Raw genomic sequence first — 20,263 nt, forward strand, 5'->3', positions numbered from 1 at the left:
GGTCAGAACCAGCGCTCGCGCATCAGGGCGAGCATGGCCTGCGCGGCGCGGCCGCGGTGGCTGTTGGCGTTCTTCACGTCGGGGGGCAGTTGGGCGAAGGTCTTGCCGAAACTCGGCAGGTACATCACGGGGTCGAAGCCGAAACCGTTGTCGCCGATGGGTGCAGGCGCGATCTCGCCGACCACGCGGCCGACGGCAATGAGCGGCTCGGGGTCGTCGTGGCGGCGCAGCGCGACCAGCGTGCTCACGAGCGCAGCGCGGCGGTTGACGACGCCGTCGAGCTGTTCGAGCAGCGCCTTCACGTTGTTGGCATCGCCCTTGGCGTAGCCGAACTGCGTGGCGTAGTAGGCGGTGTCGACCCCCGGCAGGCCGCCGAAGGCGTCGACGCACAGGCCGGCGTCGTCGGCAATGGCCGGCAGGCCGGTGGCGGCGCTGGCGTGGCGCGCCTTGGTGAGCGCGTTCTCGACGAAGGTGCGGAAGGGTTCTTCAGCCTCGCCCACGCCCAGCGCCGACTGCGGCACCAGCGTGACGGACAGCTCGGCAAACAGCTGCTGGAGTTCGGCGAGCTTGCCCGCGTTGTTGGAAGCCAGAACCAGTTTCATGGAAAGTCAAAGATGGCTGTGGCGCCCGATGGAGGGCGGGCGCCAGTAGCTGGTGGTTGTGGTCGTCGGTCGGTCAGTTCGAAAGCAGGGCTTGCTGCTGCAGGCTCACGAGTTCGCCGATGCCCTTTTCGGCCAGGCCGAGCAGGAGGTTCATTTCTTCGCGCGTGAAGGCCACGCCTTCGGCCGTGCCCTGCACTTCGACGAAGTGGCCGGCGCCGGTCATGACGACGTTCATGTCGGTGTCGCAGGCCGAGTCTTCGGTGTACTCGAGGTCGAGCAGCGGCGTGCCGCCGACGATGCCCACCGAGATGGCGGCCACGTGGCCCTTGATGGGCGAGGTCTTGATCGCGCCGGAGGCCAGCAGCTTGTCGACGGCGTCCTGTGCGGCCACGAAGGCGCCGGTGATGGCCGCGGTGCGCGTGCCGCCGTCGGCCTGCAGCACGTCGCAGTCGAGGTGGATGGTGCGTTCGCCGAGCACGGCGAGATCGAACACGGCGCGCATCGAACGGCCGATGAGGCGCTGGATTTCCTGCGTGCGGCCGGTCTGCTTGCCCTTGGCGGCTTCGCGGCTGCTGCGGGTGTGGGTGGCGCGCGGCAGCATGCCGTATTCGGCCGTCACCCAGCCTTCGCCGCTGCCCTTCTTGTGCGGCGGCACTTTTTCTTCGACCGAGGCGGTGCACAGCACGCGGGTCTGGCCGAACTCGATGAGCACCGAGCCTTCGGCGTGGATGGTGAAGCCGCGGGTGATGCGCACGGGGCGCAGCTGGTCGGCGGCACGGCCGCCGCTTCGTGTGAAAGCAGTCATTTTTTGAAAGGGAAAACCGAAAGAAGAAAAGGGAAAACTGCGCGCTCAGGTCTTGCGTGCAGCGGAGCGGCGGATGGCTTCGTTGATCTCGGCGATGGAGCGCTCGATGGCGTCTTCGTCGAGGTCGTCGATCTCGCTGTCGGACGGCATGCCGGCCTGGATGGTCGAGGCGAACACGCCGTCGTCGATGGTTTCGGTGGACACGCCGCGGTCGTCGCCGGGCGTCTCGGGCATTTCCCACTCGAGCGCGATCAGCGTCACGTTGTCGCTGTGGGCGCCGCCCTTGCGCAGCGCCATTTCGGCGAGGTCGGGCGCGGCGTCGGACACGGGCTTGCCCGACGACAGCGTGTGCACGATGACGGCGTCGTCGAGCACGCCCCAGACGCCGTCGGAGCACAGCATGAGGCGGTCGCCGCGCTGCAGCGGCAGCGGCGCCGACACGTCGAACAGCGGCGTGGTGGGCGAGCCCAGGCAGGTCAGCAGCAGGTTGCGGTTGACGGGTGCGTCGGTGGCGCCGTGGGGCTTGGGGCGCTCGGCGTGCGAGTGGTCGCGCGTGCGGGTCAGCAGCCGGCCGTCGCGCACGACGTACAGGCGCGAGTCGCCGCAATGCAGCCAGGTGGCGGTGGCGTTCTGCAGCACGGCCGCGACGACGGTGGTGCGGGGCGTGTCGAGCATCGCCTTGTGGCTCGCGTACCGCATGATCTGCTGGTGCGCCGACATGGCCGATTCGGCCAGGAAGGCCTTCACGTCCTTCACGGTGGGGCGGGCCTCGCGCTGGTACAGCGCGGCGATGGTCTGCAGCGCCAGCTGGGCCGCCACTTCGCCCTCAGGGTGGCCGCCCATGCCGTCTGCGAGCACGAACAGGCCCGACTCCCGCGTGTAGCAGTAGCCCATGCGGTCTTCGTTCTTGACGCGGCCGCCCTTGCGGCTGACCTGGAACACGGAGAACTTCATGTCGATCAGGCCGGACGGGTGGTGGGCGCGGCGGCGCGCGGCAGGCTCTTCTTGTCGAAGGAGCGGATGTTGTCGAGCGACAGGCGCACCTTTTCGCCGACGGTGAGCTTGGTGTAGCGGCGCTCGCCTTCGCGGCTGAGTTCTTTTTGCAGCGCGAACACCGATTGCGGGCGCGAGAGCGGGTCGAGCGACATGCACCACTCGACCACCTCGATGAGGTTGTCGGAGTACACGCCGCGCAGGCGCGAGAGCGACAGGCTCAGGCGGTCTTTTTCGATGCGCCGCGGCGCATCGTTGGGCGGATAGCCCTGCATGCAGGCGTAGATGCAGGCGCCGATGGCGTAGATGTCGGTCCAGGGGCCCATCGACGAATCGCGCCGGTACATCTCGGGGGCGGCGAAGCCGGGCGTGTACATGGGGCGGATGAAGATGCCCTCTTTGCTGAGCACTTCGCGCGCGGCGCCGAAGTCGATCAGCACGGCGCGGTCGTCGTCGGTGACGAAGATGTTGGCGGGCTTGATGTCCAGGTGCAGCATCTTGTACTGGTGGACGATGCGCAGGCCGCGCAGGATTTCGTCGAACAGCGAACGGATGGTCGACTCACGGAACACCTTTTGCCGCTTCAGGTCGCGCGCCGTGACCACGAAGTCCTGCAGGGTCGCGCCCTCCAGGTAGTTCATGACCATGTAGACGGTTTCGTTCTCGCGGAAGAAATTGAGCACGCTGACCACCGACGCATGCGAAATTTGCGCGAGCGAACGGCCTTCTTCGAAAAAGCTCTTGAGACCCAGGCGATACAGCGACAGCTTTTCGGGCGGCACCTGCGGCGCCAGCTCGCCGGGACCCCGGGTCGCGAGCGACGAAGGCAGGTATTCCTTGACGGCGACCTGCTGGCCGTTCGGGTCGATCGCGAGGTAGACCACGCCGAAACCGCCCGCGGAAAGCCGGCGAACGACGCGATATCCGCCAATGACCGTATCGGGCAACAGGGGCGTAGGCTTGACCTTTGACATAATCCGGGAGTTTCGCCCGAAGGCGATGGTGCGGCAAGCGAACGCTGTACCGACGCCTCGGTGCTTGCAAGCAAAACCACAGTGAGGCGCAATGCCAGTTTACAGCATGACCGGCTATGCCAGCGGCCAGAACGGCCCCGCAGGCAGCCACTCCGAAGCCGATGCACGGCCCTCCGCCGCGGGCCGACTCGGGGTCGAAATCCGCTCGGTCAACAGCCGCTTTCTCGACCTCACCTTCAAGCTCCCCGAGGAGCTGCGCCAGCATGAGACCGCGCTGCGAGAGCTGCTCACGGCCAAGCTCAAACGGGGCAAGGTCGAGGTGCGTGCGGCCATCGAGAACACGTCCCAGGCGGGCGTGGTCGAGCCCTCCGTCAAGCTGCTTCAGCGGCTGAACGGCGTGCAGGACGGCATCCGTGCCTGGCTGCCCGGCGCCCGGGAGCTCAGCGTGGCCGACGTGCTGCGGCTGGCCGGCGGCGACGGCGCCACCCGCGGCGACTGGGGCCCCGACCTGCTCGACGTGGCGGGCAAGGCGCTCGAGGCGCTGATGTCGGCCCGCCAGCGCGAAGGCGCCCGGCTGGCCAAGATGCTCGAGGCCCACTTGGCCCAGCTGCGCACCCTGGTGCAGCAGGCCGGCCCGCTGGTGCCCCAGTTGGTCGAACAGCAGCGCAACCGCTTCCTGGAGCGCTGGCAGGAAGCCATGGGCCTGACCGCCGGCACGGGCGGCACGCTGCCCGAAGCCGCCCAGGACCGCGCCCTGACCGAAGCCACCGCCTTCGCGATCCGCATCGACGTGGCGGAAGAGCTCACGCGGCTGAATTCGCACCTCGACGAGATCGAGCGGCTGCTCAAGAAGGGCGGCGACATCGGCAAGCGGCTGGATTTCCTGATCCAGGAACTGCACCGCGAAGCCAACACCCTGGGCTCCAAATCGGCCGCCCTGGAACTCACGCGCATCGGCGTGGACATGAAGGTCCTCATCGAACAGATGCGCGAGCAGGTGCAGAACATCGAATGACGACGACGAGCCCCCCCATGGACTATCCCGGCAATATCTTCGTGGTCGCCGCGCCCAGCGGCGCCGGCAAATCGAGCCTGGTCAAGGCGCTCATGGAGCTCGACTCGGCCGTTCAACCCTCGGTGTCCCACACCACGCGCCCGCCGCGCGGGCAGGAAAAGCACGGCCGGGAGTACTTTTTCGCCTCCCCGACCGAGTTCGACGCCCTGATTGCGGCCGACGGCTTCGTGGAATGGGCTCACGTGCACGGCCACCGCTACGGCACGTCGAAGAAGGCGGTCGAGGAGCGGGTGGCCCTGGGCACCGACGTGATCCTCGAAATCGACTTCCAGGGCGCGCTGCAGATCCGCAAGACCTTTGCCAACGCGGTCATGATCTTCATCCTCCCGCCCAGCTGGGAAGAGCTGCGCTCCCGCCTCGAGCGGCGCGGCGAAGACAGCGCGGCGGTGATCGAACTGCGACTGAAGAACGCGGCCGAAGAGATGGCTCAGGCCGGAAAATTCGATTTCGTTATAATCAACGAGTTATTTGAGCGCGCACTTTTCGATCTCAAGGCGATCGTCCACGCGCAGAGGCTCCGGTATTCCGCACAGCGCAGAGCACGTGCCGATACGTTCGCCGCACTGAACATCCCTTGAAATCCCCGCTCACCGACCGAAAGAATTCATCATGGCCCGCATCACCGTCGAAGATTGTCTCGTTCAGATTCCGAACCGCTTCCAGCTCGTTCTCGCCGCCACGTACCGTGCGCGCATGCTGAGCCAAGGCCACGCGCCCAAGATCGAGAGCAAGAACAAGCCGGCCGTCACGGCCCTGCGCGAAATCGCCGAAGGCAAGATCGGCATCGAAATGCTCAAGAAAGTGCCAGGCTGATCTGACGCAGCCCCGCAACGAAAAGGCACCGCATTGCGGTGCTTTTTTTACGTCTGGACGCGTCCATAGAGCGGTCACGCTAAAGTGATAGCCATGAGTGCGGTCGCCAAACCTACGTCCCCTACGCCGAAACCGAGTCCGGCGGCGTTGAACGCGGCCGCCGCGAGTTTTGCCGCATTGACGGCCCGCCTCGACTACCTGAGCCCCGAAGACACCGAGCTGGTGCGCCGGGCCTACCGCTTCGCCGACGAAGCCCACCTCGGGCAGCTGCGCAACAGCGGCGAGCCGTACATCACCCACCCCATCGCCGTGGCGGCGCAGTGCGCCGAGTGGAAGCTCGACGCCCAGGCGCTCATGGCCGCGCTGCTGCACGACGCCATCGAAGACTGCGGCGTCACCAAGCCGGAACTCATCGAGCGCTTCGGCGCCCCGGTTGCCGAGTTGGTCGACGGGCTCACCAAGCTCGACAAGCTGCAGTTCAACACGCGCGAAGAAAACCAGGCCGAGTCCTTCCGCAAGATGTTGCTGGCCATGGCGCGCGATGTGCGCGTCATCCTGGTCAAGCTGGCCGACCGCACACACAACATGCGCACGCTGGCCGATGCGCCGCGCGAAAAGTGGGCCCGCATCTCGCGTGAAACGCTCGAGATCTACGCCCCCATCGCGCACCGGCTGGGCCTGAACCAGACCTACCGCGAACTGCAGGACCTGTCGTTCCGGCACCTCAAGCCCTGGCGCTACGCCACGCTGGCCAAGGCCGTCGCCAAGGCCCGCGGACGACGACGCGACCTGATCCAGAAGGTGCAGAAAGAGGTCGAGACGGCCTTCTCCGCCGCCAGCATGACGCTGCGCATCGCGGGGCGCGAGAAAACGCTCTATTCCATCTACCGCAAGATGGAAGAAAAGCACCTGAGCTTCGCGCAGGTCACCGACATCTACGGCTTCCGGCTCATCGTGCCGAACGTGATCGCCTGCTACACGGGCCTGGGCATCCTGCACCAGATGTACAAGCCGCTGCCCGGCAAGTTCAAGGACCACATCGCGATCGCCAAGCTCAACGGCTACCAGTCACTGCACACCACGCTGGTGGGCCCAGCTGGCGTGAGCGTGGAGTTCCAGCTGCGCACCGAGGCCATGCACGTCGTGGCCGAATCGGGCGTGGCCGCGCACTGGCTCTACAAGGCCGCCGAGCCCAACGCCGCGAGCAACGACCGGCTGGGCACCAAGTGGCTGCAGTCGCTGCTCGACATCCAGGACGAGACGCGCGACGCCGCCGAGTTCTGGGACCACGTCAAGGTCGACCTGTTCCCCGACGCCGTCTACGTCTTCACGCCCAAGAGCCAGATCATGGCGCTGCCGCGCGGCGCCACGGTGGTCGACTTCGCGTACGCCATCCACAGCAATATCGGCGACCACACCTCGGCCGCGCGCATCAATGGCGACCAAGTCCCGCTGCGCACCGAGCTGAAGAACGGCGACGTGGTCGAAGTGATCACCGCCCCCGTGTCGACGCCCAACCCCGCGTGGCTGGGCTTCGTGCGCACCGGCCGGGCGCGCTCCAAGATCCGCCACTACCTGAAGACCCTGGCGCATGCCGAGTCCGAAGGCCTGGGCGAGAAGCTGCTGGCCCAGGCGCTGCGCGCCGAAGGCCTGGGCAAGCTGCCCGAGGAAGACGAACAACACCAGGCGCTGTGGGAGAAGCTGCTGCGCTTCACCGGCAACCGCACCCGCGCCGAGCTGCTGACCGACATCGGCCTGGGCAAGCGCATCGCCAGCATCGTCGCCAAGCGGCTCATGGCGCTGATGGCCGAGATCGGCGAGCGCCCTGACGCCCTCCTCCTGAGCCGCGAGCGCTTCACGTCGCACGAGGCCGTGTCACAGGGCGCGGTGACGCTCGATGGCAGCGAGAACTCTTCCGTGCGCTTTGCGCAGTGCTGCCGCCCCATTCCCGGCGACCAGATCGTCGGCTACCTCGGACACGGCGAGGGGCTGGTGGTGCACACCGACGACTGCGGCGTCGGCCAGCGCCTGCGCAACAAGGACAGCGAACGCTTCTTCGCGGTCGAATGGGCCGACGAGCCCACGCGCGCCTTCGAGACCGGCGTGGTCATCACCGTGCGCAACGACAAGGGCGTGCTGGCCCGCGTGGCGGCCACCCTGGCCGATGCCGAAGCCGACATCACGCACGTGGAAATGGCGGACGAGACCCCACAGGACTCGACCGACCTTCGCTTCGTGATCGCGGTGCGCGACCGTGCGCACCTCGACGCCGTGCTGCGCGCCGCGCGCCGGACCGCGTCGGTGCTGACCGCAGCGCGGACGATTCCGGCGCCCTGACCTTCTTCGTCAGTTCGCCGGCGTGCGCGGCGCCGGGTAGCTCACCGACAGGATCTCCACCTCGTGCGCCCCGCCGGGCGTGATGAGCTTCACCACGTCGCCCTCGCGCGCCTTGAGCAGCGCACGTGCGATCGGGGAAATCCAGCTGACCTCCGACTTGGCGCTCTCGGCCTCGTCGATGCCGAGGATCGTGACGCTGCGCTCCTCGCCGGTCTCGTCGGCATAGCGAACCGTAGCGCCGAAGAAGACCTGGTCGCGTCCGTGATGCACCGACGGGTCGGTGATTTCCGCAATCTCTAGCCGCTTGCCGAGGAAGCGGATGCGCCGGTCGATCTCGCGCAGGCGCTTCTTGCCGTAGAGGTAGTCGCCGTTCTCGGACCGGTCGCCGTTCTTCGCGGCCCAGTGCACGGCCTCGACGACCTTGGGACGCTCTTCGTCCATCAGCTGCAGCAGCTCGTCGCGCAGGCGCGCGTAGCCCTCGGGCGTGATGTAGTTCTTGCTGCCGGCCGGCAGCGGGGGCATCGCGCCACCTGCGCCGTCATCGTCGTCGTCCGCATCGGCGTCCGACTCCTTGGTGAATGCCTTGTTCAATGCAGAGTCCTTCAAATCGGAAATACTGGGCGCCCTTGCCGCGCCGTACAAGCGGTTGAGTTTGCCGCAACCGCAATGTCCAAGAGACAGGAGCCCTTGTGATCGCCACCAGACACTTCTCACGCCGCTGCAGCACCTCGGCGAGGCTTCATTTTGGCGTTCTCGCGGCCCTTGCCGGCGTTCTGTTCGCCCTTCCCTTCAGCACGCACGCCAGAATGCAGACCTGCTTCGTCGTGAGCATCCACAGCGGCGACACCGTGACCGCTCGCTGCGGCGACGCGGCCAGTGCCAACGCGTGGCGTCTCGTGCGCCTGCAGGGCATCGTTGCACCGAAGCCCGGACAACCCTTCGCAGAGCAGGCTCGGCAGAAGATGCACGACATGGTCCGTCTCAAGCCGGCAGATGTCGACTGCGACGATCCCACATCTCACGCCCGCGAACGCATCTGTCGTGTGATGGTGACGCCGGACTCGGCACCCAATGGCCCGAGGACGCTCGACGCAGGCCTGGCATTGCTGACCGTCGGATTGGCGCGTTGGCAGCCAGCGCAGGCGCAGCGCCTGTCGCCCCAGGAGCGCGGGCAGTACGAATTCGCGGAGGAAGAAGCGAGAGCCAAGCGGGCCGGCCTCTGGAAGGACTCGCGACCAATGCGACCTTGATGCAGGCGTGGCGCAATGACCGGCCAAAGAAAAAGGGTTAGCTCGATAAACGAGCTAACCCTTGAAGAGTGGTGCGGCTGGCAGGAATTGAACCCACGACCCCTTGGTTCGTAGCCAAGTACTCTATCCAACTGAGCTACAGCCGCACAGCTTTCGATTATAGCGTGTTTTTTCTCGCATCCAAACCTTTGTGATCGAAAGCTGAAAATGCCAACGAAAGCAGCCCGCAATGAGGCCTGTTGTGACGCATCTCGTCCACGCTGCGCCAAAGAGGCCCATCCGACCCGGTACACTCCGCCCCGCCCGGAATAGCCTGGGCCGCCGTAGGCAACACGGCGCCATACCATCCAAGGAATACTGAATGAACCGCATCGAACTGGTCGAGAAGATCGCCACCACCCACAACCTGAGCAAGGCCGAGGCCGCACGCGTGCTCGAAACGATCACCAGCAGCGTCGTCGCTGCCGTGAAGAAGGGCGACTCGGTTCAACTGGTCGGCTTCGGTACTTTCAAGCAAGTCGCACGCGCTGCACGTTCGGGCTTCAACCCCCAAGCTGGCACGAAGATCAAGATCGCCGCCACCAAGGTGCCGAAGTTCGTCGCTGGCGCTGCCTTCAAGGCCGCCATCGACCCCAAGGCCGCCAAGCGCAAGGCTGAAAAGGCTGCTGCTGCACCCGCTGCCAAGAAGGCCGCCGCTCCCAAGAAGGCAGTTGTCACGAAGGCTGCTGTTACGAAGGCAGCTGTCACCAAGGCAGTGGTTGCCAAGGCTCCCGCCAAGAAGGCCGTCGCCAAGAAGAAGTAAGACCGACGGTGCGACGACAGTTGCGCAGGCCTGGGCCTGGCAGTTGTCTGTATCGACGTCAAAAAGCCGCCCTCGGGCGGCTTTTTTGTGGGCGCTTGCCGCGCAGCGAATGCGGGCAGCAGTGAAACCCTGTGCGAGGGCCCCAAACGAAAATAGCCTGGAAGAGAAACCCTTCCAGGCTATTCGAGAGATGGTGCGGCTGGCAGGAATTGAACCCACGACCCCTTGGTTCGTAGCCAAGTACTCTATCCAACTGAGCTACAGCCGCGCAGCCTTGAATTCTACCCCGCAGAAAGCGCTCTTCTGGCGAGGCCTTCAAAAAAGCTTCGCGGCACGGCGATGCGACAGCCTCAGGCCACTTGCTCGCCGCCCGCCTTGCGCCCCAGCAACCTCGCGGCCATGCGCTTCACCAGCAGGTAGAACAGCGGCACGAAGAAGATGCCCAGCGCCGTCGCCGCCAGCACGCCGCCGAACACACCAGTGCCGATCGCGGTCTGGCTGCCCGAACCCGCACCGGTGGCAAGGGCCAGCGGAATCACGCCCGCCAGGAAAGCCAGCGACGTCATCAGGATAGGTCGCAACCGCAAGCGCGCACCTTCGGCCACCGCCTCAAGCAGCGGCACGCCACGGCGCAACGCGGCTTCCGCGAACTCGATGATCAGGATCGCGTTCTTGGCCGACAGGCCGATGGTCGCAAGCAGGCCCACCTGGAAGTAGATGTCGTTCGACAACCCGCGCAGCGCCGCCGCGATCACCGCGCCGAGCACGCCCAGCGGAATCACCAGCATCACCGAGACCGGCACCGACCAGCTCTCGTACAGCGCCGCCAGGCACAGGAACACCACGAGGATCGACAGCGCGAACAACAGCGGTGCCTGCCCGCCCGACAGCCGCTCCTGGTACGACAGCCCGCTCCAGGCCTGGCCCGTGCCGCTCTGCTTCTTCGCCAGGGTCTCGATGGCTGCCATGGCCGTGCCCGAGCTGATGCCCTGCGCGGCCGCGCCCTGAATCTGCACCGCGGGCACGCCGTTGTAGCGCTCCAGCTGCGACGCGCCCTGCGACCAGTGCGTGGTCGCAAAGGCAGAGAACGGCGTCATCGCGCCCGTGCTGCCGCGCACGAACCACTGGCTGATGTCGTCCGGTGCCGAGCGGTACGGTGCATCGGCCTGCACGTACACGCGCTTCACGCGGCCGCGGTCGATGAAGTCGTTCACGTAGCTGCCGCCCCAAGCAATGCCCAGCGTGGTGTTCACGTCCTCCAGCGACAGGCGCAGGGCCGAGGCCTTCAGCTGGTCGATGTCGACCTGCAGCTGCGGCGTGCCGGCCACGCTGTTGGCGCGCACCGACTGCAGGCGCTTGTCCTTGTTGGCTTCGCGCACCAGTGTTTCGCGCGCCTGCAGCAGCCGCTCGGCGCCCATGCCCGAGGTGTCCTGCAGCCAGAACTCGAAGCCGTTCGATTCGCCCAGCCCCTCGATGGGCGGCGGCACCATGCCGAAGACCTCGGCGTCGCGCTGCTGCCTGGCCAGGGCCTTGCCAGCACGCTCGACGATGGCATGCGCGCGCTTGTCCGCACTGGCGCGTTCGGACCAGTCCTTCAGCGAGACAAACGCCATGCCCATGTTCTGCCCCGAGCCGCTGTAGCTCCAGCCGGTGAGCGTGAAGATGGTGTCGGTCGTGTCCTTCTCGGTTTCGAGAAAGTGCTTTTCGATGGCGCGGTTCACTTCGTCCGTGCGGCCCGCGGTGGCACCGGCCGGCAGCGTCGCAATCACCATCACGCTGCCCTGGTCCTCTTCGGGCAGGAAGCCGCCGGGCAGGCTCAGGTACAGCAGGCCCATGCCAGCCACGATGGCGACGTACACCGCCGTGAAGCGCAGCGGCTTGCGCAGGATGCGGCCCAGCACGCTCACATAGCGGCCCTGCGCAGCATCGAAGCGACGGTTGAACGCGCCCAGGAAGCCGCGCGTGCGCGGCGGCACGCCGGGCTTCAGGAAGCGCGCGCACAGCGCCGGAATGAGCACGATGGCCACCACCACCGACAGTGCCATCGACGCGATGATGGTCACCGAGAACTGCCGGTAGATCACGCCCACCGAGCCGCCGAAGAAGGCCATCGGCAGGAACACCGCCGACACCACGACCGCGATGCCCACCAGCGCACCTGTGATCTCTTGCATCGACTTGATCGTGGCCGCCTTCGCATCGAGCCCCTCTTCGTGCATAACGCGCTCGACGTTCTCCACCACCACGATCGCGTCGTCCACCAGCAGGCCGATGGCCAGCACCATGCCGAACAGCGTGAGCACGTTGATCGAATAGCCGAAGGCCGCGAGCACGCCGAAGGTGCCCAGCAGCACCACCGGCACGGTGATCGCGGGGATCACCGTGGCGCGCCAGTTCTGCAAGAACAGGAACATCACGACCACCACCAGCGCGATGGCCTCCAGCAGCGTCCGGATGACCGACTGGATCGAGATCTTGACGAAGCGCGTCGTGTCTTCCGCGTAGGCCACGCGCAGGCCGGCGGGCAGCGAGCGCTCCAGCTCGGCAATGCGCGCCTTCACCGCGCTGGCGGTGGTCAGCGCGTTGGCGCCGGGCGCCAGCATCACGGCCGAGCCCGCGGCCGGGTGGCCGTTCAGGCGCGTGGTCTCGGCATACGACTCGCTGCCGATCTCCACGCGTGCCACGTCGCCCAGCCGCACCACGGCGCCATCGGCCTGCGTCTTGAGCACGATGCCCTTGAACTGATCGGGCGTCTGCAGCCGCGAGAGCGCGGTGACGGTGGCGTTCAGGTGCTGCGTTGGCGCCGACGGCCGCGCGCCGATCTCGCCCACCGACACCTGCGTGTTCTGCGCGGCAATGGCAGCCGTGACGTCGGACGGCATCAGCTGGTAGCTGGCCAGCCGGTGCGGGTCGAGCCAGATGCGCATGGCGTACGCCGCGCCGAAGGCCTGCACCGAACCCACGCCATCGACGCGGCTGATGGGGTCGCGCAGGTTGCTGGCCATCCAGTCGGCGATGTCGGTGTCTGTGCGCTGGCCGGTCTCGTCGTAGAGCGCCACGATCAACAGGAAGTTGTTCTGCGACTTCGCGACCGTCACGCCCTGCTGCTGCACCGCCTGCGGCAGTCGGCTGGTGGCCTGGCTGACCTTGTTCTGCACCTGCACCTGCGCGGTGTCGGGGTCGATGCCTTGGCGGAAGGTGACGTTGATCTCGGCCCAGCCCGCCGAGCTGCTCGTCGACTTGAAGTACATCAGGCCGTCGATGCCCTTGAGCTGCTGCTCGAGCACCTGCGTCACGCTGTTTTCCACCGCCTGCGCCGAGGCGCCGGGGTAGTTGGCAGATACGACCACAGTGGGCGGCGCGATGTCCGGGTACTGCGACACCGGCAGCGTGCGAATGGCCACGCCGCCGGCCAGCATGATGAGGATGGCAATGACCCAGGCGAAGACGGGCCGCTGGATGAAGAAATTGGCGATCACGGAATGTCTTGTCGTTTCTCAATCGGCCGGCGAAGGCGCGGCGGCAGACGTTGCGCCCGCCGTGGACACCGGCACCGGCTTCACTTTTTCGCCGGGGCGCGCGCGTTGCAGACCGTCGACCACGAGGCGGTCGCCCTCGCGCAGGCCCTGGGTCACGACCCAGTGCTCGCCCTCGCTGCTGCGCACTTCGAGTGCGCGCAGCTCGACCTTGTTGTCGGCCCCCACCACCATCGCGGTCGGCTCGCCCTTCTCGTTGCGGGCCACGCCGCGCTGCGGTGCCAGGACGGCCTGCCGCTCCACGCCGGACTCGACCTGCGCACGCACGTACATGCCGGGCAGCAGCAGCCCTTGCGGGTTCGGAAATTCCGCGCGCAGCGTGACCGAGCCGGTGGCCGCATCGACGCTCACTTCGGAAAACTTCAGCGTGCCGGCATGCGGGTAAGGCAGGCCGTCTTCCATGCGCAGGCTCACCTTGGTGCTGGCCGGCGCCATGTCACCCGAGATGAAGCGGCGCTTGAGCTTCGTCAGCTCCAGGCTCGACTGCACCACGTCGACATAGATCGGGTCGAGCCGCTGAATCGTGGCCAGCGCCATCGCCTGGCCCGGCGCCACGAGCGCGCCTTCGGTCACGCCAGAGCGGCCGATGCGTCCCGCGATGGGCGCGGTGATGCGCGTGAAGTCGAGGTTGATGCGCGCCGCCTTCACAGCCGCCTGCGCGGCCTTCACGCCGGCTTGCGCCTGCACCAGCGCGGCCTGCGCCTCTTCGTGTTCCTGCCTGCTCACCGCATTGGCCTTGACCAGTTCGCCGAAGCGATCGGCCTTGCCGCGCAGGCTGGCGATGGTGGCCTGCGAAGTGGCCAGCGCGGCTTGCGCCTGCTCGTGCGCGGCCTCGAACGGGCCAGGCTCGATCTCGTACAGCACCTGCCCCGCGCGGACCATGCCGCCCTCTTCGAACAGCCGCTTGCGCACGATGCCGTTGACCTGCGGCCGCACCTCGGAGACGCGGTAAGCGGCCGTGCGGCCCGAGAGCTCGGTGTGCACGGCCACATCGCTGGCGTGCAGGACGACCACGCCGACTTCGGGCGGCGCGTCATCGGTGGTGGGAGCCTGCTTGGCGCCGCATGCAGCGAGCGCGAGCAAGGCTATCGAAAGCAGAAGCTTGAAAGGGGTGGTCATGGCCATCGGGAATCGCGGTGCGGTACGACGCGCACGGGGGATCGCCCGGCTGGTTACATTTGCACCCAAATGGTGCATTCTGCCTTCGATGTTGCGTTGCAACCTGAAGCAATCCTGTGTTCGCCGTAGGTGAAATCGGCGGCGGCCGTGAGCGCCGCTCGCGCGCCCACACAGGCAAAGAAAAAGGCCGCATGCTGCGGCCTTCGTCGGAGTGTCTACAGAGGGGGAATGTGGTGGTAGGCCGTGAGTGGCTTGAACACTCGACCAACGGATTATGAGTCCGCTGCTCTAACCAACTGAGCTAACGGCCCACGCGGGCCCGATTCTATGCGCGGCGCGCGGCCACCTACTTGCGGTAGCTCAGCGCGTTGCTCACCAGCCGCGACGTGATGTCGACGATCTGGATCATGCGGTCGTACGGCATGCGGGTCGGGCCGATCACGCCCAGCGTGCCGACCACCTGGCCGTCGACCTCGTAATTGGCGCTGACGATCGACAGCTCCTCAAAGGGCACGACCTGGCTTTCGCCGCCGATGAAGATGCGCACGCCCTCGGCCTTGCTCGACACGTCGAGCAGCCGCATCAGCTGCGCCTTCTCCTCGAAAAGATCGAAGGCGCGCCGCAGCTGTCCCATGTCGCTGGAGAAATCGGTCACCGACAGCAGGTTGCGCTCGCCGGAAATCACGACGTCGTCCGCCTTGGCATCGGTGAGCACCTCGGAGCTGACCTGCACCGCGGCCTGCATCAGCGCGGCGATTTCACCGCGCAGCTTTTCGACCTCGGACTGGAGCCGGTCGCGCACCTGCTCGATCGTCAGGCCCGCGAAGTGCGCATTGATGTAGTTCGAGGCCTCGACCAGCTGCGACTGCGAGTAGTCGGACTCCGGAAAGATCACGCGGTTCTGCACGTCACCGTCGGGCGACACGATGATCACCAGCAGCCGCCGCTCCGAGAGGCGCAAGAATTCGATCTGCTTGAACACCGAGGCGCGCCGCGGCGCCATCACGACGCCGACGAACTGAGACAGGTTCGACAGCAGGTGGGCGGCGTTGGCGATCACCTTCTGCGGCTGGTCGGCCGCCAGGCTCGGCGTGCTCATCTGCTCGCGCTGCGCGGTCAGCATGGTGTCGACGAAGAGCCGGTAGCCGCGCGTGGTCGGCACGCGTCCGGCCGAGGTATGAGGGCTTGCAATGAGCCCCAGCGCCTCGAGGTCGGACATGACGTTGCGGATGGTCGCGGGTGAGAGATCCAGCCCCGCCGAACGCGAGAGCGTGCGTGATCCGACGGGTTGCCCATCGGCGATGTAACGCTCGACCAGCGTCTTCAACAGCAACTTGGCACGGTCGTCCAGCATTGCAAGATTTTAGTGTTGTAATTTGTTAGCTATGACCTCTCGCTTTCGTCACGTCGCCCTGATCGGCAAATACCAGGCTTCCGGCGCCCGGGCGCAAGCCGATGCGCGCGACGGCGTGATGGAGGGCATTGGCGCCTTCCTCGAATCGCAGGGTTGCACGGTGTTCGTGGAACGCTCGTCCTGCGAGGACACCGACGCGCCACCGCACCCGCGCTACCAGGCGCTGTCGGTCGAAGAAATCGGCCAGCGCTGCGACCTCGGGCTCGTGGTCGGCGGTGACGGCACCATGCTCGGCATCGGCCGGCAGCTCGCGTGCTACGGCATCCCGCTGATCGGCATCAACCGCGGCCGGCTCGGCTTCATCACCGACATCCCGCTCGACAACTACCAGGCCACACTGATCCCGATGCTGGCCGGCGAATACGAAGAAGACCACCGCAGCCTGATGCACGCGCAGGTGATCCGCGACGAGGCCGTGGTGTTCGACGCGCTCGCGATGAACGACGTGGTGGTCAACCGCGGCGCCACCTCGGGGATGGTCGAGATGCGCGTGTCGGTGGGCCGGCATTTCGTGGCCAACCAGCGCGCCGACGGGCTGATCATCGCGTCGCCCACGGGCTCGACGGCCTACGCGCTGTCGGCCGGCGGGCCGCTGCTGCATCCGGCGGTGCCGGGCTGGGTGATGGTGCCGATCGCGCCGCACACGCTGTCGAACCGCCCCGTGCTGCTACCCGATGCCGACGAGATCGTGATCGAGCTGGTGAGCGGGCGCGACGCCAGCGCCAATTTCGACATGCAGTCGCTCGCCTCGCTCGCCATCGGCGACCGCGTGGTGGTGCGCCGCTCCGACTTCCGGGTGCGCTTCCTGCATCCGCGCGGCTGGAGCTACTTCGACACGCTGCGGAAAAAACTCCATTGGAACGAAGGGGGCTCCTGAATGAAGGACCATGCCCCCCGCTTGAGGACGAACTGAGATGGCTTTGCGACGCATCGCACTGCGCGACTTCGTGATCGTGCGGTCCCTTGAACTCGATCTGTCGGCCGGCTTCACGGTGCTGACCGGGGAAACCGGCGCCGGCAAGTCCATCCTGATCGACGCGCTGCAGCTGGCGCTGGGCAACCGCGCCGACGCCGGTGCCGTGCGCGAAGGCGCCGAGCGGCTCGACGTGAGCGCCGAGTTCGATGCCGACCCGGCCCTGGCCGACTGGCTCGACGAAGGCGGTTTCGAGGTCGGCGACGGCCTGCTGCTGCGCCGCACGGTCGACCTGCAGGGACGCAGCCGCGGCTGGATCAACGGCAGTCCCGCCACCGCCACGCAGTTGCGCGAACTCGGCGACCGCCTGCTCGACATCCACGGCCAGCACGCTTGGCAGAGCCTGACCCGCCCCGAGGCCGTGCGCGGCCTGCTCGACGCCTACGCGGGCGCGCGCACCGACGCGCTCGACGCGGCCTGGCACAGCTGGCGGCAGGCGCTTTCGGCGCTCGAGCACGCACGCTCGGCGCAAGACTCGCTGCAGCGCGAGCGCGAGCGGCTGCAGTGGCAGATCTCCGAAGTCGCGAAGCTGGCGCCAGGCGCCGACGAGTGGGACGAACTCTCGGCCCACCATTCGCGCATCTCGAACGCGCAGGCGCTCATCGACGCGGCCCAGGGCGCGAGCCAGGCGCTCGAAGACGACGACAACGGCGCCCTCGCCGCCCTCACCCGCGCCGCGACGCTGCTGCAGAACTGCGAGCACATCGAGCCCGAATTCCGCACATTGGGCGAGGTGCTGGCTTCCTGCGTGGCGCAGGCCTCGGACGCGGCCCACTCGCTGCACGGCTACCTGCGCGACGCCGACACCGATCCGAAGACCCTCGCCGAACTCGACGAACGCATGGGCCTGTGGATGTCGCTCGCGCGCCGCTACAAACGTACGCCCGCCGAGCTGCCCGCGCTGCTGGCCGGCTGGCAGGCAGAGCTGCAGGCGCTCGACGCGCAAAGCGACCTCGAAGGCCTGGAACGCGCCGAGCAGAACACGCAGCAGGCCTACATGAAGGAAGCCAAGGCCCTCGGCAAGATCCGCAAGCAAGCCGCGCCGCGCCTGGCCCAAGCCGTCACGCAGGCGATGCAGGACCTGGGCATGCAGGGCGGGCGTTTCGACGTCGAACTGCAGCCGCTGGCACAGCCCGGCCGCGCCGGCCTCGAAGAAATTTCGTTCCTGGTGGCAGGCCACGCCGGCAGCACGCCGCGCGCCATCGGCAAGGTGGCTTCGGGCGGTGAGCTCTCGCGCATCGCGCTGGCCATAGCCGTGACGACCAGCGAACTGGGCGCCGCGCAGACACTGATCTTCGACGAGGTCGATGCAGGCGTCGGCGGTGCCGTCGCCGAGACCGTGGGTCGCCTCATGAAGCAACTCGGCCGCGATCGCCAGGTGCTCGCCGTGACCCATCTTCCGCAAGTGGCGGCCTGCGCCGACCACCACCTCGTGGTCGCCAAGCGCCAGACGACGGCGACCGGCGCGGACGGCCCGCGCACCGAAAGCGGTGTGTCGCGCCTGGCGGCCAACGACCGCGCCCGCGAAATCGCCCGCATGCTCGGCGGTGAAAAGGTGTCGGCCACCTCGCTGGCCCACGCGCGCGAAATGCTCGGCCACAAGACGCCGGCGACCGCCCCATGACGGCCATGAATCTCGACCTCGTCCTCATCACCGGCATGTCGGGCTCCGGCAAGTCGGTGGCGCTGCACGCGCTGGAAGACGCCGGCTACTACTGCGTCGACAACCTGCCGCCCGAGCTGCTCACCGCTTTCATCGCGCTGCAACACGAGCAGCAAGCCACGCGCGTGGCAATTGCGATGGACGTGCGCAGCGGCGTGTCGCTGCCGATCGTGCCGCAGCAACTCGAAGCACTGCGCGCCGATGGCGTCTCGCTGCGCTCGCTGTTCCTCGACGCAACCACCGATGCACTGCTGCGCCGCTATTCGGAAACCCGCCGCCGCCATCCGCTCTCGCGCCAGGAAAGCCGCACCGACGTGCCCGAGCAGCACCGCGTGCTGGTGCAGGCCATCGAACTCGAACGCGAGCTGCTGGCCGACCTGCGCGACGGCGCCGACGTGATCGACACCAGCCTCATCCGCCCCGCGCAGCTTCAGAGCTACATCAAGGGGCTGATCTCCGCGCCGCAGAACGCGCTAACGCTGGTGTTCGAGTCGTTTGCCTTCAAGCGCGGCGTGCCGCTCGATGCCGATTACGTGTTCGACGTGCGCATGCTGCCCAACCCGCACTATGTGCCGGCGCTGCGCGCGCTGACGGGTCGCGACGAGCCAGTGATCGAATGGCTGCGCGAGCACGACGACGTGGCACGCATGTTCGACGACATCGAGCAGTTCCTGACGCACTGGCTCGATGCACTGGCGCGCGACCACCGCAGCTACGTGACGGTGGCCATCGGCTGCACGGGCGGGCAGCACCGGTCGGTGTTCCTGGTCGAGCAGCTGGCGCGCGCCTTCGGTGCCCGCTGGGGCGCGCTCAAGCGCCACCGCGAACTCGACGCCTGACGGCGGCGAAGCCGGCCTACCGCCGGGTGCCTTTCAGGCCTCGGCGGCTTCCAGCAACTTGCGCATCGGGGCGGGCAGCCCCAGCCGGCTCCACTCCTGCGCCTCGACCCAGCGCGCGCCCTCGCCTTGCGGCTGGACGTCTTGGAGCAGCACGGGATGCAGGTGCAGGTCCTTGTGGGTCAGCACGTGCACGAAGGGTGGTAGCTCCTGCGCGTCATGCGCCGCGCCTGCCGGCAGGGCCGCGAGCAGATCGTCGTGGCTGTCGAACACGGGCAGGCAATGCAGCCCCGCCCAGATGCCCTTGGCCGGTCGCTTCTCCAGCCACACGCGCCCTTGGGCGTCGCGCGCCAGCAGCACCCACAGCGACTGGGCGCTGCGCTTGAGCTTGCGCGTCTTCACCGGATAACGCTCAGGCGTGCCCTGGCGCAGGCCGACGCAACTCGCGTTCACCGGGCAGATCATGCAGCTGGGCTTGCGCGGCAGGCAGACCGTGGCGCCCAGGTCCATCAGGCCCTGCGTGTAGTGCGCCACCGCCTCGCGCTGGCCGTCCGGCGGCAGCAGCTGCGTGGCGAGGTCCCACAGCGCGCGCTCCTGCGCTGACGACGACATGTCGCCGTCGAAACCGAGCACGCGCGTCAGCACGCGCTTCACGTTGCCGTCGAGGATGGCCACGCGCTCGCCGAAACAGAAAGCCGCAATCGCCGCAGCGGTGGAGCGCCCGATGCCTGGCAAGGTCACGAGCTCGGCGGCGGTGTGCGGAAAGGCGCCACCGAAGCGCGCGACCACCTCCTGCGCGCAGCGGTGCATGTTGCGCGCGCGGCTGTAGTAGCCCAGCCCGCTCCACAGGCCGAACACCTCGTCCTCGGTGCCGGCGGCCAGCGCGGCCACGTCGGGAAAGCGCTCGAGAAAGCGCGCGAAGTAACCGAGCACAGTCGTGACCTGGGTCTGCTGGAGCATCACCTCCGAAAGCCAGACGCGGTACGGATCGCGCGTGTTCTGCCACGGCAGTTCGCTGCGCCCGTGGCTGCGCTGCCAGCGCACGATCTGTGCGGCGAAATCGGGGGGCAG

Annotated in this window: 18 protein-coding genes and 3 tRNA genes; 9 read left to right on the forward strand and 12 right to left on the reverse strand. The window is 67.3% G+C overall.

The window, feature by feature from the left end:
* Positions 1-2: 2 nt before the first annotated feature.
* The 4 genes from IG196_RS25300 to IG196_RS25315 all read right to left on the reverse strand — a co-directional run bounded on the left by IG196_RS25300 (position 3) and on the right by IG196_RS25315 (position 3,374).
* Positions 3-602: a non-canonical purine NTP pyrophosphatase gene (locus IG196_RS25300; RefSeq protein ID WP_192193525.1), complete on the reverse strand. Its 600-nt coding sequence runs from the start codon at positions 600-602 to the stop codon at positions 3-5.
* Between the two features lie 73 nt (positions 603-675).
* Positions 676-1,407, reverse strand: a complete 732-nt coding sequence (gene rph, locus IG196_RS25305; RefSeq protein ID WP_192193526.1) for a ribonuclease PH — start codon at positions 1,405-1,407, stop codon at positions 676-678.
* Between the two features lie 45 nt (positions 1,408-1,452).
* Positions 1,453-2,361, reverse strand: coding sequence for a PP2C family protein-serine/threonine phosphatase (locus IG196_RS25310; protein WP_099792600.1), 909 nt, complete (start codon positions 2,359-2,361; stop codon positions 1,453-1,455).
* A gap of 5 nt (positions 2,362-2,366) precedes the next feature.
* Positions 2,367-3,374, reverse strand: a complete 1,008-nt coding sequence (locus tag IG196_RS25315; RefSeq protein ID WP_101488825.1) for a serine/threonine protein kinase — start codon at positions 3,372-3,374, stop codon at positions 2,367-2,369.
* A 91-nt stretch (positions 3,375-3,465) separates the two neighbouring features.
* On the opposite strand from IG196_RS25315, the gene IG196_RS25320 reads away from it, so the two are divergent.
* From IG196_RS25320 to IG196_RS25335, 4 genes are all read left to right on the forward strand, one after another.
* Positions 3,466-4,389, forward strand: coding sequence for a YicC/YloC family endoribonuclease (locus IG196_RS25320; RefSeq protein WP_056573333.1), 924 nt, complete (start codon positions 3,466-3,468; stop codon positions 4,387-4,389).
* A gap of 17 nt (positions 4,390-4,406) precedes the next feature.
* The gene (gene gmk, locus IG196_RS25325; RefSeq protein ID WP_056573336.1) at positions 4,407-5,027 is read left to right on the forward strand and encodes a guanylate kinase; all 621 of its coding nucleotides are present in this window, start codon (positions 4,407-4,409) and stop codon (positions 5,025-5,027) included.
* A 31-nt stretch (positions 5,028-5,058) separates the two neighbouring features.
* Positions 5,059-5,262, forward strand: a complete 204-nt coding sequence (gene rpoZ, locus IG196_RS25330; protein WP_013543330.1) for a DNA-directed RNA polymerase subunit omega — start codon at positions 5,059-5,061, stop codon at positions 5,260-5,262.
* A 93-nt stretch (positions 5,263-5,355) separates the two neighbouring features.
* Positions 5,356-7,599, forward strand: coding sequence for a RelA/SpoT family protein (locus IG196_RS25335; RefSeq protein WP_192193527.1), 2,244 nt, complete (start codon positions 5,356-5,358; stop codon positions 7,597-7,599).
* Between the two features lie 9 nt (positions 7,600-7,608).
* Here IG196_RS25335 and greB read toward each other — a convergent pair whose 3' ends face one another.
* The gene (gene greB / locus IG196_RS25340; protein WP_192193528.1) at positions 7,609-8,190 is read right to left on the reverse strand and encodes a transcription elongation factor GreB; all 582 of its coding nucleotides are present in this window, start codon (positions 8,188-8,190) and stop codon (positions 7,609-7,611) included.
* Positions 8,191-8,288: 98 nt separating this feature from the next.
* On the opposite strand from greB, the gene IG196_RS25345 reads away from it, so the two are divergent.
* Positions 8,289-8,849, forward strand: coding sequence for a thermonuclease family protein (locus IG196_RS25345; RefSeq protein ID WP_225616792.1), 561 nt, complete (start codon positions 8,289-8,291; stop codon positions 8,847-8,849).
* Positions 8,850-8,918: 69 nt separating this feature from the next.
* On the opposite strand, the gene IG196_RS25350 is transcribed toward IG196_RS25345, so the two are convergent.
* Positions 8,919-8,995: transfer RNA gene (locus IG196_RS25350), tRNA-Arg, on the reverse strand.
* A 215-nt stretch (positions 8,996-9,210) separates the two neighbouring features.
* Here IG196_RS25350 and IG196_RS25355 point away from each other — a divergent pair.
* Positions 9,211-9,651 (forward strand): HU family DNA-binding protein, encoded by a 441-nt coding sequence (locus IG196_RS25355; RefSeq protein WP_192193529.1) that lies wholly within the window; start codon positions 9,211-9,213, stop codon positions 9,649-9,651.
* Between the two features lie 191 nt (positions 9,652-9,842).
* Here the strand turns inward: IG196_RS25355 and IG196_RS25360 are convergent.
* The 5 genes from IG196_RS25360 to hrcA form a co-directional block, all read right to left on the reverse strand.
* Positions 9,843-9,919: transfer RNA gene (locus IG196_RS25360), tRNA-Arg, on the reverse strand.
* A gap of 82 nt (positions 9,920-10,001) precedes the next feature.
* The gene (locus tag IG196_RS25365; RefSeq protein ID WP_318646640.1) at positions 10,002-13,130 is read right to left on the reverse strand and encodes an efflux RND transporter permease subunit; all 3,129 of its coding nucleotides are present in this window, start codon (positions 13,128-13,130) and stop codon (positions 10,002-10,004) included.
* Positions 13,131-13,148: 18 nt separating this feature from the next.
* A complete protein-coding gene (locus IG196_RS25370; protein WP_192193530.1) occupies positions 13,149-14,306 on the reverse strand; it encodes an efflux RND transporter periplasmic adaptor subunit in 1,158 nt (385 codons plus the stop codon).
* 234 nt (positions 14,307-14,540) lie between these two features.
* Positions 14,541-14,617: transfer RNA gene (locus IG196_RS25375), tRNA-Ile, on the reverse strand.
* A gap of 35 nt (positions 14,618-14,652) precedes the next feature.
* A complete protein-coding gene (hrcA, locus tag IG196_RS25380; RefSeq protein WP_192193531.1) occupies positions 14,653-15,660 on the reverse strand; it encodes a heat-inducible transcriptional repressor HrcA in 1,008 nt (335 codons plus the stop codon).
* A 31-nt stretch (positions 15,661-15,691) separates the two neighbouring features.
* Between hrcA and IG196_RS25385 the strand changes: the two genes are divergently transcribed.
* The 3 genes from IG196_RS25385 to rapZ are packed head-to-tail and all read left to right on the forward strand — an operon-like array spanning position 15,692 to position 19,195.
* The gene (locus IG196_RS25385) at positions 15,692-16,597 is read left to right on the forward strand and encodes an NAD kinase (RefSeq protein ID WP_056573377.1); all 906 of its coding nucleotides are present in this window, start codon (positions 15,692-15,694) and stop codon (positions 16,595-16,597) included.
* A 37-nt stretch (positions 16,598-16,634) separates the two neighbouring features.
* Entirely contained in the window at positions 16,635-18,317 is a 1,683-nt protein-coding gene (gene recN, locus IG196_RS25390; protein WP_192193532.1) for a DNA repair protein RecN, read from the forward strand.
* Positions 18,318-18,322: 5 nt separating this feature from the next.
* Positions 18,323-19,195 (forward strand): RNase adapter RapZ, encoded by an 873-nt coding sequence (rapZ, locus tag IG196_RS25395; protein WP_062476353.1) that lies wholly within the window; start codon positions 18,323-18,325, stop codon positions 19,193-19,195.
* Positions 19,196-19,228: 33 nt separating this feature from the next.
* On the opposite strand, the gene mutY is transcribed toward rapZ, so the two are convergent.
* Positions 19,229-20,263: an A/G-specific adenine glycosylase gene (gene mutY / locus IG196_RS25400; RefSeq protein ID WP_192197143.1), complete on the reverse strand. Its 1,035-nt coding sequence runs from the start codon at positions 20,261-20,263 to the stop codon at positions 19,229-19,231.

It is taken from the genome of Variovorax sp. 38R, from assembly GCF_014843395.1.
Classification (GTDB): domain Bacteria; phylum Pseudomonadota; class Gammaproteobacteria; order Burkholderiales; family Burkholderiaceae_C; genus Variovorax; species Variovorax paradoxus_H.